The following is a 12,929-nucleotide window of genomic DNA, read 5'->3' as shown; positions in this document are numbered from 1 at the left end:
CCCAGGTCAGGGGCTGGTTCCTCACGGGCCGTTTGGTGCGCCTGACCGCCGAAGTTCACGTCTCGAAATCGCGGTCGGGTCAGTCGAGCGCGCCCTTCGTTCTTGCCGGAACGCTTCGCGACGCTGTTCTCCGCCCGACGTCATCATGGAACGTCATTTCGATCGTAGGCAACGGGTATGGAGGTCGTTTGCGCGGGGCGAGGCCACCCGCCGAAGAGTGTGGCCAGGGTCGTGAATTGTCCAGTCGGCCGCTTCGAGAAAGCCGGCGCCTGCGTCCGTGGCTCTGGCCACCACTCTGCTGTAGCCCCTGCCGTGCAACGTGACGAGCCCGGCCGCGTCGACGTCGGACGACGACGTCAAAGCAATTTCAGGCGTGTCAGCTCCGCCTCGAACGTGGCCAGCCAGGCATCGATCGCCGAACACGTCGTCGGCCTTCCACGACTGGAGACTCTCAGCGGCAGCCGCGCGAGGAAGCTGATTGCCGGCCGCCTCGTAGAGGTTGATGGGGTACTTCGCACCTTCGATGGCGACGTCGCGCGCACGCTGGTCGCGCTCGACTATCTCTGCGATGGTGCGGGCGCAATCCGCGCCGTCGGAGACCATCTTTAGCAGTGCGACATCGCCAGAGTCCTTGGGTTTCACCCGTTCCGGATGCCTGTCATGGTCCCGGGTGACGTGCGCCTCCCGGGTTGCGTGGAGTCTGCGGTGATGCAACGAATCTCGACGCCACGCCCGAGAAACCGTTGCAGTGTGACATTCGATCGAATATCCTCATGTCCATGGTCGCGTTGTGTGGTGAGTTGGTGCAGAAGCTCGGTGACGTCGCTGTCGACGTCGCCGAAGGGTTCGAAGCAGACAGCGGGACGGTGTCGGCCGCCCTCGAGCTGCACCCCTCGTTCACCGACACGAACCACACACGGTCATCCATGATCCGCGCCATCATCGCGCGAGAGTTCAGCCGGGCAGCGATCAGGGCCGGCATGTACGAGCGTGACGGTAGCGGTGGAGCTCGGGAGATCTTCGAGCTGAACGGCGACGAGTACGCCCTCATCCGACTCCGCGGCGCCAAGCACGTGAACGGAGAACTGCGAGTCATCGCAAACAAGGGGTCATCGTTCGGCGGCATTGCCGACGACGAACTCGTGCGTCTGATGCCCTACGTGTTCGCGTGGTTCGTCGACGACACTCACCGGCTGCGGTTCCTAGTCGCAGAAGTGCGCGGGCGCACAGACACCAAGGTGCAGTACTTCGAGTTCGGATGGACCCACTACTTCGACGTACCGACAGTCGGCGGCGGCTTCGCGTTCACCCCCGACGACGGCGACGAGCTCGACGGCTGGGACGTCGACGAATCCGAGCAATCCGGTAAACAGGGGTAGAACACCCGTATGACCAGAAACGAGTCACCGTCAGCGGTGGCAACGCTCGGCGAGCGTGTTAGACGTCTGCGACTGGCTGCCGGCCTGACCCAGACCGACTTGGCCGCCCGCGCAGGAATGGCCTCTGGCGCCATCTCGATGATCGAGAACGGGCGATTCGACGCCGACGCCGACGACATCGCCTCTCTCTCGGACGTCCTTGATTGTGACCCGGCTTACTTACTGAAGGCATGGCCGGTCGACTTCGACCGGCCCAAGCTCCGCGCATACGCCGACGCACCCCAGCGCGTAGTCGACCGCACCATGTTCGACTCCGTGGCCGCCGTCGAGGTGATCCGGGCCGCGAACCTTCGCGTCATGCCCGTGTCCGTCCCGGTCTTTGACGGCGACCTCAATGACGACGACGCAATCGACCGGATCGCAGCCGATACCCGCACGGCTGCCGGCTTGACCTCAACCCAGGTCATACCGAGCGTGATCCGAGCCGCAGAACGACTGGGCTGCCTCGTGCTGCCTCTCGATGGTGAACTCGGGCGGCACCTCGGGATGTCGCTGACAGTCGACGGCACACCTGTCATTCGCGTCGCACGGCCGTCCCGGGACCCAGAATCTGACCTTCCCGGCGACCGTCAGCGTTTCACCGTCGCCCATGAACTCGGGCATCTTGTCCTCCACGCCGGGGCGACGCAACCTGCGGCTCCGGCCGAGGCCGCTCGAATGGAACGCGAGGCGAATCGATTCGCGGCGGCATTCCTCGTACCGGGAGATTCGGCCCTTGAGGACCTTCACCACGCAGGCGGTCGGGTGACGCTCGGAACCATGGCAACGCTGAAACAGAAATGGGGTTACTCCATCAAAGCGTTCGTCTTCAGATTCCGGGAGCTCGGTGTCATCGATGAAGCCCAAGCCCGGTCGCTCTACAAGCAAATCTCGGCACGGCGGTGGAACCGTGATGAACCGTTCCGGCCGGGAAACGAGAGCGCTGTGTGGTTGAAGAAAGCGCTCCGCGAGCGTTTCCCGGGCCCCTCCGGACACGACCAGGCGGCTGAGGCCAGTGGTCTTGGTGCTCGCTACCTTTCCCGGTGGCTCGATTGGGAACCGACGGGTACCGCCATGCCTGCTGGTGAGTTGACAGTGCTTCCGATCCGCGAGGTGGCTCGACCGGCGCCGAAGGGCCCCGCGCGAATCGCGCGTCTACCAGTCCGACCCGACCCACATGCTGACGACAACCGCCAGACCCCGTACTGACCCTGCTTGGAGCCGGCACGAGGTCGTCGACCATCGGGAGGTCGCGTCGGTCGTCGCGGAAAGCGGCGCCGCACGAGCCCCAGCGTCGGCAGGCATCCGACCGACAGCACACCAGTGTGCCGTCTCCAGTCCCTCGTTCTCTCAGAAATTCCCTCTGCCACCGGTCGCCTGTGAGGGGGCTGACGCGCCCCATGGCGCTGGCGTGACCTCGGGAGGGTCATCATCCCGACACGTTCGAAGGACGCCGCCCCGAAATAAAATCACCCGCGACGGAACGAAGCACGCCTCCGATGCCGTCCAGGAGATATGACCATCAATTCACAGACAGACACGCCCTCAGCCTCGCGGGGCGACGACAGCGATCCTCTCCGGCGGTTCTTGACGACCGAGGAGGTCGACCCCGACCAGTTCCCGCGAATGGTGAACATGTCCGCCGGGTTCCTGTTCAAAGGCATCATCCGACCTGTGAACCCCGACCCGGTGAGTCACGTCGTCATCCCGGTAAGGGACCGGCACGACGAACTGGTCGTGGCGATGAGCAAGTGGAACCTGGTGTGGGAGTCAGCGCAGTACCGCCGTCGTTACTTCGACATCGACGAGCTCCCCGACCCCCTCGCGAAACTCGCCGACGTGGGCGACCGGAACATTCAATTCATCCCGCAGACGAAGTCGCGGTACTACGAGTACGCGCCGCTGTTGCACCTGCTGCCCCAGAAAACTCTCGCCCGGCATACCCTCCCGTACATGCAGGCGGGTCAGTGGCCTCCGCTCGTCGACTACATAAACGTTGACCGCCACTTGCCCGGGGACTTCGCGTCCCGGCTGGAACGCGCGTGGGCATCGGTCGTGTGGCCGCGCATCACCTCCCAGTCAACGCTGGGAGCGTTCTCGGGCGATGACCCGATCCGCCTCCTTGCCCACAACTTGGACTTCTGGATGCCCGCGGTCACAAAAGTCATGCAGGCCCGCCTGCGCGAACTACCCATCGTGCAGGACGCATCCCCTACCGGGCCGGTCATGTTGACCAACGGCGACGTGCTCCCGGGAGTCGTCGGCGGTGGACCCAGGATGGGCGGAGAAATCTGGACAGGTGAGGACGACGCCGCACACGCACTGGTTGAGGTCGTCGACGCCGCGGACGAAACGGGGCGGCTCCGCGACATCATCGACGCGGTCAGGTCGAACAGGATTGAAGACGACTTCAGCAACAAATGGTCGAACGCCCGCGCGGACTTCGAACGAAAGCTCTACAAGAAGCGGTCCAAGGTGTCCGTGAAGTTCGTCGAGCTGACGGACGCCGACCTGGTGCAGGCACCGGGCAGCGACTTCGACGGGAACCTAGTCACGAACGACTTTCTGGCTGTGCTGGATGCGAAGAACCGCGAAGTCGTCGTCCTCCTGAACAGCGGCTACACGAGTGCGCCGAGATCCTCGGCTATGCGAACCACTCCGCGATCAGCAAGCGGCTTGCGAAGATTCGCCGTCAAGCAGCAGAATTCTTCGACCTGGATTGACGCGGACACCAACGGCCCCGTGGACGTCTCTGCATGTGTCGTCGTTTTCCGCATCGCGGTCCGAGACGTGACCGACATGTTGCCCGGCATCAGTTCGTATGTAGGTCACTCGGCTACGGATTTGTCGGACGTTCGGCTGGCCTGTGACCGCGATCCCTCAAGATCGTGACGGCGTCCGCGAGCACGGCGACCATGTCGCAGGTGTCGTCGAAGTCAAGGCTGACGGTGGTGCCCTCCCATCCGTGGATGGTGACGGTGTCGTGCGGCCCGATGGTCACGTGAAGGTCGTCGGTGATCACGGCGACGTCGACGCGGTTATGCGCGTCGAATGCGAATAGAGTCTTGTCCGGCATGATGGCTCCGTTCTGGGCCGCGTTCGCGGCCACAGGTGGTCTATGCGCGGATCCATAACAATCGGGAGATGAGCCAGTGACGAGCAGTGTCATACACGTTGACGATCACCTGTTCTATCTGAGCAGTCGCGCGATCTATGACTTCGGCACCGGAACCGACCGCATGATCAACGGCCTAGTGAGCGATTTCGATGGGACGTTGGCTGTCATGGCCGGCGTCGCCGCTGGACCGGTGCGCATTTACGCGACTCTCGTTGACGAAGAACCCCCTCAAGTCGCCCCCTCATCGGACGTCGGCTCAGGACGCTTAGTGACCTCTGGACCCCTCTACTTCTACGGCCCGGATGGAGACACATTCCGGCCGCCCGAGTATGCGTCGATCGATCGAAGCGCCTATGGAGTGAGAATCACGGCCAGAGGGAGGAGTACCGCCTGGGACTTAGTAGTGAACGAGGCTGTCGAGGACTACAACGTCGTCGTGTGGCCGCTCCGGCCAAGCGAGCGCTTCGCGCTCCTCCGGAGAGACCACGCGCAGGCGTTGGCCAAAACGAGTCCCGGGGCGTTTGTTGGAGAAGAAGCGCGCCGTAGGCAACGCGAAGCGCGGCTACGCCAAGAGCAGTCCCGAGACTCAGGTCAACGACCCTGACAATCTCGCTATGGGCCTTTCGCGGCACAACTCATCTCCAGTCCAGCGATCCTCAGGACAGATCGCGGTCGGGGCAATTCAGAGAGACAGCGGCAGACACATCTTTGGGACCTAGGAGAAGCACCTCACCGCAACAACGTTGCGACCGTCCGTTGCAGTGACGCTGCACGCACCGGCGGCCTCGCTTGAGGCTCGCGGCGATTGGCTGCCGGGACGCCAGCCCAAGTTGCGCAACGCAGTCCTCTGCTGACGCGTTCGGTCATAACTCCGCGAGTAACCCCAGAAGAATCTTTAGCTCGTCGAAACGGACACTGAAGAAGTTGGGACGCCACGGTATTTCAGCTCGGCAGATGTTTTCCCGGCGCAACGACAGGGACTCAATCGACTGATGTGCGCGGAGTTTGTGCTCGAATGAGGTGAATCGCGTCGGGGCGCTGCCGTCAGGCAGCGCCACGCTCTTCTCGCGGCGCCGTCGAGGGCTGACGTCGTTTCGCGACACGAGCTGGCCGGAACTCTCCTGTCCTTTTGTCGCGTCGAGGTGCCGGTCGGGATGCAGCCCATGTGCTGAGGCTCGCGCGACGTTTGTCCATGGCACACTCGCCACAGTGGTGAGGTGCGGCCGCGTCGAGGTGGTTCGTGGGGCGCTGTTCGAAGGGACCGTGGTCCGGGCAGATGATGACAACCGGCGTGTGCTGGTCGACGAAGACGACGTCGCGATAGTCGTACCGGTCGCCGTGGGTGTCGATGGCGCGTCGGATGAAGAGGTCTCGGCGAGCGGCTGCGGATGAGCCGCGTCGCCCTGAGCAGTCCGGGCAGCGCTGGCCTCGCTTGTGGTCGTTCGGAGTCATGTCGAAATCGCCGTGGTCGGGACACACGATGGTGACTTTCGTGTGGGCGTTGACGAATCGTTCGGCGACTCGGCTGTAGTCGTACTTTCCGTTGTGTTTCGCGGCGGCTGCCGTTGCGAACGCTTCGAGGCGGGCGGCGAGGTCAAGGGTCGACATCAGGTCTCCTTCGTGGTTGACCTGACGTCTATGCGCGGGCCTGACGGCCAGAGCAGATATTTCGAGTTGCCCTCTCCGGGCGGTAGTAGCTTCAGGCATGCCGAAGACGGTCTTCTCCCTTGGGGCTAATACCCCGGCCGAATCATGGCGCTCAATCCGTTCGCTTCGAGCGGACCTGCCAAAGTCGTTTGCTGACGTATTTGATTCGGATGATGAGAGGCGCCTTGTCTTTCAAACGGGCCTAGAACAGGCTCAACAGCAGTTCACCGCAGCCTCCCTCATCGGGTACGAAAGCCGGCCCCTCAATCTGTTCTATGGATTGGCCCAGGCTGGCCGCGCACTCGGGGCTGCGAGCGACAAATTAGGGCCGGACACGGGCAATCTCGCCACCGAGGTGTGGAAGGGCAACGGACACGGTCTGCAATTTCAGCCGGAAATCGGAGAAAGAGACTTCTTACACTCGGACGTCTTTATAGCCAAAGCTCGTTCGGGACGTCCGCGAACAGACCTGTTCAGTCGTGTCTCAACAGTGCTGGATTCACCGTCGACGTCCGGAAGCGTGCCATTGGCTGGTTTGGTAAGCCAGATCCCGGAGTTCCAGTTGACGTTTGGCTCCATCGACGGAGCCTTGCCCTACCTGAACCCGGAAGGCATCTACGCCATGGTGCCCGAGTTGATCTTCCCGACGAGCCTCGAGGTCGATGCTCCCGGACTCGACCTGAGCGGCGAGGTCAAGGACGAAGTCGTTCTGGCGACAATGGCGAAGTACCCCGCCCTCCGCGCCTTCGGACTTGTCCACGGTCCGGATGGCTCAATCTTGATTCGCAACGCAGGACGAATCAACCTTGCAGTCCAGCGGCGCGACGAGATCAAAATGGCACGCTCTGGTTACACGTACATTCCAGTAGGCACGCAGCGCTATCGGAGCCATGATCTCGTATTCCCACAACTCAGCCCCGACGACCAAGCGTTCGCGCCGTTGATGTCGTGGTGGTTGATCTTGTACTCGTTTTCCATGATTGCGAGATACGCGCCGAACGATTGGACTCAGACCCTATCGCTGTCGAACAGTCCTATTGCGTCGAAGGTGGAGTTTCTCCTGGATGCAGCTCTTGAGGTCGTCCCGGACCTCATTAGCGAAGCACTCGAGCACATCGGGGCAGATCGCTAAATTGCACTGCCGTTCCGCCCACTCCTGTTGAAAACGCGAGGGGCCCACTCCTTGGCGTCATCCGGCCTCGATGGACGGGCACAACACCTCGGACGCGGCATCGGTTAGTCGTCACACGGCGAATTGCCGCGTCATCCTCAGCGGTTCAAATCGCCAAGGTTGCCCGCAATGGCACGTAGCGCGAGGACGGCATTCCGAGCGTCGTCTGATGTGTTTGATGCTTCGGCACCCTTCCACGCTTGAGGGGCGAGTGCCATGAGATCGTCGAGGTTGTACGTGTACCGCTCTGCGTACTGTCGCCGCTCTCTCCCGTCGTCGGGAGCCCAGGTGTAGCGGATGACGATCTCGCCCTTCCGAGGCGCTCCCATGGCGCCACTCGGGGTCGCACTGGGCCTCTCCGGAAAGTGCCAGAAGAATCGACGTCGCGTATGCGGTGCCATGTCGAATCCGTGGCCGAACGCATTGGCCTGCGCTGGCCCCACGATGTCGCCCTCAAATCGAGCAGCAAATGGTTGCCCTGTCACCTCGAGCGTGACGCCTCGGGCTACTGAGTTGCCCGTGTTGAAGAACACGATGTCGCATGTGGGAGACCCCGCGATACTGATCGTAGGTTCGGCGAACACATACGGCCTGGTCCTACTTTCGCTGTCCCTCGACTCGGCGGCCGCTGCAGAGCGTATCTGGGCACCAGTCGTGCGGATCTGGTGGATGGTCAGAACAATGGCAACGATGGCGACGACCACGCCTGCGGCCGTTGCGATCGCACCGAGCCAGGTGGGCGCGAGGTCAGGTGGGCTTACCGTCAGGGTGATCACCAGTCGACCCTAGCGACGTGGATCGCGCCCAGGCTGCCTCCGAGACAGGTCGAGTCAAATGCCCGTGGAGCCCGCGCCTATCGTCCCGGCAATCTCGTGGGGCGGCGTCGCCGCCGACCCCCCACCCGCGTTCGGCAGGTGGGGATTGTGAGCGCTTCGGAGGGTGAGAATGACCGACCGTGATTTCGAACGCCTCCGCATCGGCATCGTCGGCGGATCGCTCGGCGGGCTGTTCGCGGCGACCCTGTTGAAGCAGGACGGCCACGCGGTCACCGTGTTCGAACGGTCCCATTCCGGGTTGGCGCGCCGCGGCGCCGGCCTGGTCGCGCAACCAGACCTGTACGAGCTGTTGTTGCGCCTGCAGCTGCGGGATGCCGCAGGAGTCGGCGTTTCCGCGCGGGAGCGGATCACCTTAAACCGGTACGGGAGCGTCATCCAACGGGACCCAACACCACAGACGCAGGTGTCGTGGGACTACTTGTATGAACAACTGCGGGCTCGCCTGACCGGCAAGGAGTACCTGCTCGGGCAGCAGGTCCGGTACGTCGACACGGTGGGGTCGCACGCTCTCCTCGAGGTGGAGCATGGTGCGGCGCACGAGTTCGATGTCATCATCGGGGCGGACGGGGCCTCCTCGGTCGTGAGGCGATACGTCGCCCCGGCGGACCACGACAACCACTATGTCGGCTACTCCACGTGGCGTGGCCTCATCCCGGAGACGGCGTTGGAGGCAGACTCCGCGTTGGTGCTCCTGGAGAAGTTCGCGTTCTTCAACAGCACTCGGGCTCACATGCTCGGTTACCTCGTCCCAGGCCCTGATGGGGAGACCGTCGTTGGACGACGCCGATACAACTGGGTCTGGTACCGTCCCATCTCCCCGGCGCATCTGCGGCAGATCATGGTCGCCTCCGGCCGGCCTGAGGCGAGCCTGTCGACCGCTCCAGGAGACCTGCCCGGCGACCTGCGAACACTGCTCGTCCGCGACGCGAACGACGAACTTCCGGCGCCCTTCGCAAACGCTGTCGTGGCGGAACCTGAACCATTCCTTCAGGCGATCACCGACTACGTCGCCCCGCGGTTCGCCCGCGGTCGCGTCGTTGTTCTCGGCGATGCCGCCTGCGTTGTCCGCCCACACACAGCGATGGGGGCGTCGAAAGCGGCCGGCGACGCGATGGCGCTCAGCGACGCGTTGCGCACGCACATTCCCGAGGTGGCGTTGTCGGTGTACGACGTGGCTCGCACCGCGGAAGCACGGTCCATCGCCGAGTACGGCCGGCGTCTCGGCGCATCTCTACCGTTCTCGCGACCGTGACCGACCAGTCCCGTTCAACCAATCAGCGAAGGAGACTGCGATGACCGCAGAGCTTGTCCCGGAACTGCCCGACCTGCACGTCCGCGACCAGGACCGAGACGACCTATTCCGCGCCATCGAGTACACGGTCGGGATGGCCGTCGGCGTTCCCTCACTGGATGACGCGGAGCAGAAAGTGGAGCTCATCCGGGAACTCGAGAAAGTGTTCAGCGAGCATTTCCGTGGACCCCACGGCGAGGTTCGCTACGCCGACGCATACCGGTATCTGGCGGTCGCGAACGGGTTGTTCACCCGGGCGTCCATCCGGACGGCGCGAGCGAAACCCGGGCTGTCGGAGGCGGACATCATGATGGCGGCGGGGCTGGACCTCGGCATGCGCTTCCAGTCGTTCTGACCGGCCGCCACAGTCGAGTCAAACGCCCGTGTCGTGCCCCGCCACGGTTCCGGTGTGATCGAAAGACGGCGAGCAGCCCGTTCGCTTCGATAAGGGAGAGACCCATGACACCTGAAGAATCAACGGCCCCGCATCACGAGACACCGGTCCTCGGCAACCCCGACCTTCCGCAGGAAGGGCTGCCCAACGTCGCAGACGACCCGAGCAGCCTCGTCATGACCGGGCCTCGGAACCCGGTGCTCGAGAGCCAGTTCCCGAATCAGATGAACGCGCCGGCCACGGACATCAGCACTCAGCCGTTCTTCTGGTCATCGTTCAACATCTCCCCGAGGCGTGTGCAACGCGGCGGCTGGGCACGTGAGGTCACCCAGGCGGACTTCAACATCTCCGACGAGATCTCCGGCGTCAACATGTACTTGGAGCCCGGCGGAATCCGGGAGCTCCACTGGCATCAGACCGCGGAATGGGCCATCATGACCCGCGGAAGCTGCCGCATCACCACTCTCAGCCGCGACGGACGTCCCAGCGTCGACGACGTCAACGAAGGCGACCTCTGGTATTTTCCGCCGGGCCTTCCCCATTCGCTGCAGGGTCTCGGCCCCAGCGGCGCGGAGTTCGTCCTCGCATTCGACAACGGCGCGCAGTCGGAAAGCAACACGCTGCTGCTGAGCGACTGGTTCGCGCACACCCCGCCGGACGTGCTCGCGAAGAACTTCGGGGTCGCCCAGGAGGTGTTCAAGGACATTCCGCTGCACAACCTGTGGATCTTCCCCGGAGACGTTCCCGGCGACCTCGAGGCCGACCGCGCGTCAGCCGGTGTGCAGCCCGACACGGAGGCGGTGATCTTCCGACTGTCGCAGTCCGCTCCGGCGCGGAAGAACAGCGGAGGCAGCATCCAGATCGCCGACAGCACCAACTTCCCGGCGTCGAAAACGGTCGCAGCAGCTCTCACGATCCTGGAACCCGGGTCGATGCGCGAACTTCACTGGCACCCGAACGCCGACGAATGGCAGTACTTCCTCAAGGGGTCCGGCCGCATGACCGTGTTCAACACGGGCCCGCACGCCAACACGACCGACTTCCACGCCGGAGACGTCGGCCTCGTCAAGAGGAACCTCGGCCACTACGTCGAGAACACCGGCGACGAACAGCTGATCTACATCGAGACGTTCAAGAGCGACCGGTACGAGGAAGTGTCACTGGCGAACTGGCTGGCGCACGTCCCGCCGGCGCTGGTGTCGCAGCATCTGAACATCCCGGAGGACGTCCTGGCGACGTTCCCCCGCGAGACTCAGGGCATCACGCCTCTGCGCAAGTAGTCGCCCGGCACAACACGACCAGAAGTGGTGCCGGGGTGAAGTCACTCGGCACCACTTCTGTCTTTTCGCTCAGTGACGACGGCAAACGTCGGTCCGGCGTGGTGTCTGTCGCGCGTCAGAACCCGTTGTCGAGGACAGCCCGAGCAGCGTCTTCGAGGTCGGTGAGTGTTGCGGCGGACAGGTCGATGTCGCCGACGCCCGCGAACCGTTCGAGGATGTCGTGGTGGTGGGCGCGGATCCGGTCGAGGAGCCCGGCGGCAGCGTTTGCTTTTCCGGTGCCGTGACCGAGGATGACGAAGTCCAGGTGTCCGCTGGCTCGAATGTCTGCGGCGACGGTGTCGAAGAACGCGTTCTCCTCTTGGGCATCGTCACGTCCCGTGTGCCGTTCGACGGTGCGCAGGTGTCGTGACCGGTCGTCGCTGTCGGTGAGGTCGTGTTCGGTGGAGACGGTCGCTGCCTGGTCGAGATCGAAGGTCACCAGTCGTGCGCGTTCGTCGTCGATGGCGACGACGAGGAGATGGACGGGCATGCCGGGGGCGTCGGCGGTGCGGATGAAGTGCCGGGCTTGTTCGATGTCGTCGAGGCTGAGCCGTCCGTCGTGACGTCGGTGGAATACGGTCCGGTGGCCGCCCATCGTGACGGCGACCCGGTCGCTGGTTTCTCGGTGGACCTCGTCAGCGATGTCTTCGAACAGGTCGATGACTTTGTCCCAACTGAGGTCTCGGGGGGCTTTCCCGCCGAGGAGCGCGTGGAAAGTTTTGCGGGTGCCGGCATTCACGATGGGGTCTCCGTTTCATCCTCGATGGATGGGGGAACCGTACCTACGTCGGCGCCCTTGCTGGGGCGCCTTCGGCGGGTTCGAGTCATCAAACACGACACCACCCGGCAATCCGTTGCGGGATGGCCGGGTGATGTCGATGGCGCAGCGCGTCGAATGACTCAGGTGGCGGCTCTAACTTTCTTTGTCGTGCCAGTCAGTTGCCTCGGTTGCAGGTTCTAGCCGACCGGTTCGGTGTCCTCCTCGGCGGTGTGCCCGGTCCATTCGTCGTCGCCGTCGATGTGTTCCGAGCGCTGGGCCCCGCGTGCCGCGGCTCTCTCGATGAGGGAGCCATGACCAAGGCAGACAGCCGATTCGGGTCATCCGACGCAGGCCTGTTGGGCGACGATCCCGGGACACTCGTGACGGGGATGGGCGGCACCGCCCACCCACTGTCGGCGCTTCCGCGCCGGTCGTTGCAGCCGAGGAAAGGAACCGCGATGGCGGATCTCATCATCTTGTCGTACCAGGACGAAGCGAAGGCGGAGGCCGCCTTCGAAGCGGTGCAGTCACTCGAACGCGACCTCATCATCGAACTGGCGGGCCTCGCGCTCGTCCACGTCGACGACAAGGGGAAGACGCGAGTGGAGATGCCCGACCAGGGCAACCGGGTGGGATTGGCGGCGGCCAGCGGGGCGGTCTTCGGCGCTCTCATCGGTCTGTTCTTCTTCGTTCCACTGGTGGGCCTGGTCGTCGGCGGTGCGATCGGGGCACTCGTCGCACGCCTGGACAAGACGGGCGTCAACGCGGCATTCCGCGACCGGGTGAAGTCCGAACTTGCCCGGGGACGTTCCGCCGTCGTCATCTACGCGACCAAGCTCACCCAGGACAAGTTCGCGGACGCGCTCGCACCGTTCGGCGGAACCGTCGTGCAGACGTCGTTGAGCGACGACGAGGAACGGGAGCTGGCGCACGATCTGACACCCGTGGCGTAAATCCGCGGGTCGCCTTCGTCCC

Annotated in this window: 13 protein-coding genes; 8 read left to right on the top strand and 5 right to left on the bottom strand. The window is 63.8% G+C overall.

Annotated elements, in window-relative coordinates:
- Positions 1-153 precede the first annotated feature (153 nt).
- Positions 154-642 carry a hypothetical protein gene (locus C8E83_RS19330; protein ID WP_147430232.1) on the bottom strand — a complete coding sequence of 163 codons (489 nt, stop codon included), beginning with the start codon at positions 640-642 and terminating at the stop codon, positions 154-156.
- A 47-nt stretch (positions 643-689) separates the two neighbouring features.
- On the opposite strand from C8E83_RS19330, the gene C8E83_RS17410 reads away from it, so the two are divergent.
- From C8E83_RS17410 to C8E83_RS17400, 3 genes are all read left to right on the top strand, one after another.
- Positions 690-1,379 (top strand): hypothetical protein, encoded by a 690-nt coding sequence (locus C8E83_RS17410; RefSeq protein ID WP_147430231.1) that lies wholly within the window; start codon positions 690-692, stop codon positions 1,377-1,379.
- A 9-nt stretch (positions 1,380-1,388) separates the two neighbouring features.
- Complete coding sequence (locus C8E83_RS17405) at positions 1,389-2,627, top strand: helix-turn-helix domain-containing protein (protein ID WP_121371346.1); 1,239 nt, start codon at positions 1,389-1,391, stop codon at positions 2,625-2,627.
- Positions 2,628-2,933: 306 nt separating this feature from the next.
- Positions 2,934-4,310: a sigma-70 family RNA polymerase sigma factor gene (locus C8E83_RS17400; protein WP_121371345.1), complete on the top strand. Its 1,377-nt coding sequence runs from the start codon at positions 2,934-2,936 to the stop codon at positions 4,308-4,310.
- Here C8E83_RS17400 and C8E83_RS19325 read toward each other — a convergent pair.
- Together C8E83_RS19325 and C8E83_RS19320 are read right to left on the bottom strand one after the other, a co-directional pair.
- Positions 4,255-4,527 carry a hypothetical protein gene (locus C8E83_RS19325; protein WP_147430230.1) on the bottom strand — a complete coding sequence of 91 codons (273 nt, stop codon included), beginning with the start codon at positions 4,525-4,527 and terminating at the stop codon, positions 4,255-4,257. The genes C8E83_RS17400 and C8E83_RS19325 overlap by 56 nt on opposite strands.
- A 1,053-nt stretch (positions 4,528-5,580) precedes the next feature.
- On the bottom strand, positions 5,581-6,144 hold the full coding sequence (locus C8E83_RS19320; protein ID WP_147430229.1) for a hypothetical protein: 564 nt from the start codon (positions 6,142-6,144) through the stop codon (positions 5,581-5,583).
- Positions 6,145-6,241: 97 nt separating this feature from the next.
- On the opposite strand from C8E83_RS19320, the gene C8E83_RS19315 reads away from it, so the two are divergent.
- A complete protein-coding gene (locus C8E83_RS19315; RefSeq protein WP_147430228.1) occupies positions 6,242-7,315 on the top strand; it encodes a YaaC family protein in 1,074 nt (357 codons plus the stop codon).
- 137 nt (positions 7,316-7,452) lie between these two features.
- Here the strand turns inward: C8E83_RS19315 and C8E83_RS19310 are convergent, their stop codons facing one another.
- Positions 7,453-8,130: a hypothetical protein gene (locus C8E83_RS19310; protein WP_147430227.1), complete on the bottom strand. Its 678-nt coding sequence runs from the start codon at positions 8,128-8,130 to the stop codon at positions 7,453-7,455.
- 169 nt (positions 8,131-8,299) lie between these two features.
- Here C8E83_RS19310 and C8E83_RS17390 point away from each other — a divergent pair, with 169 nt between their 5' ends.
- The 3 genes from C8E83_RS17390 to C8E83_RS17380 all read left to right on the top strand — a co-directional run bounded on the left by C8E83_RS17390 (position 8,300) and on the right by C8E83_RS17380 (position 11,155).
- Positions 8,300-9,442, top strand: coding sequence for an FAD binding domain-containing protein (locus C8E83_RS17390; protein ID WP_121371343.1), 1,143 nt, complete (start codon positions 8,300-8,302; stop codon positions 9,440-9,442).
- Between the two features lie 40 nt (positions 9,443-9,482).
- Positions 9,483-9,836, top strand: a complete 354-nt coding sequence (locus tag C8E83_RS17385) for a hypothetical protein (RefSeq protein ID WP_121371342.1) — start codon at positions 9,483-9,485, stop codon at positions 9,834-9,836.
- Positions 9,837-9,940: 104 nt separating this feature from the next.
- Positions 9,941-11,155: a cupin domain-containing protein gene (locus C8E83_RS17380; protein WP_211331720.1), complete on the top strand. Its 1,215-nt coding sequence runs from the start codon at positions 9,941-9,943 to the stop codon at positions 11,153-11,155.
- A 115-nt stretch (positions 11,156-11,270) separates the two neighbouring features.
- Here C8E83_RS17380 and C8E83_RS17375 read toward each other — a convergent pair whose 3' ends face one another.
- Positions 11,271-11,933: a hypothetical protein gene (locus tag C8E83_RS17375; protein ID WP_121371341.1), complete on the bottom strand. Its 663-nt coding sequence runs from the start codon at positions 11,931-11,933 to the stop codon at positions 11,271-11,273.
- 332 nt (positions 11,934-12,265) lie between these two features.
- Between C8E83_RS17375 and C8E83_RS17370 the strand changes: the two genes are divergently transcribed.
- Positions 12,266-12,907, top strand: a complete 642-nt coding sequence (locus tag C8E83_RS17370) for a DUF1269 domain-containing protein (RefSeq protein WP_245981798.1) — start codon at positions 12,266-12,268, stop codon at positions 12,905-12,907.
- The last annotated feature ends 22 nt before the right edge of the window (positions 12,908-12,929 follow it).

The organism is Frondihabitans australicus (assembly GCF_003634555.1).
GTDB classification, from domain to species: domain Bacteria; phylum Actinomycetota; class Actinomycetes; order Actinomycetales; family Microbacteriaceae; genus Frondihabitans; species Frondihabitans australicus.
Note: the sequence above shows the minus strand (reverse complement) of the source record. Positions and strands in the feature narration are given on the sequence as shown.

Bases quoted from the DNA above. Each gene is read 5' to 3' on its own strand.
- C8E83_RS17405 (WP_121371346.1), top strand. From the start codon at position 1,389: ATGACCAGAAACGAGTCACCGTCAGCGGTGGCAACGCTCGGCGAGCGT.
- C8E83_RS17400 (WP_121371345.1), top strand. From the start codon at position 2,934: ATGACCATCAATTCACAGACAGACACGCCCTCAGCCTCGCGGGGCGAC.
- C8E83_RS19320 (WP_147430229.1), bottom strand. From the start codon at position 6,144: ATGTCGACCCTTGACCTCGCCGCCCGCCTCGAAGCGTTCGCAACGGCA.
- C8E83_RS19315 (WP_147430228.1), top strand. From the start codon at position 6,242: ATGCCGAAGACGGTCTTCTCCCTTGGGGCTAATACCCCGGCCGAATCA.
- C8E83_RS17390 (WP_121371343.1), top strand. From the start codon at position 8,300: ATGACCGACCGTGATTTCGAACGCCTCCGCATCGGCATCGTCGGCGGA.
- C8E83_RS17385 (WP_121371342.1), top strand. From the start codon at position 9,483: ATGACCGCAGAGCTTGTCCCGGAACTGCCCGACCTGCACGTCCGCGAC.
- C8E83_RS17380 (WP_211331720.1), top strand. From the start codon at position 9,941: ATGACACCTGAAGAATCAACGGCCCCGCATCACGAGACACCGGTCCTC.
- C8E83_RS17370 (WP_245981798.1), top strand. From the start codon at position 12,266: ATGACCAAGGCAGACAGCCGATTCGGGTCATCCGACGCAGGCCTGTTG.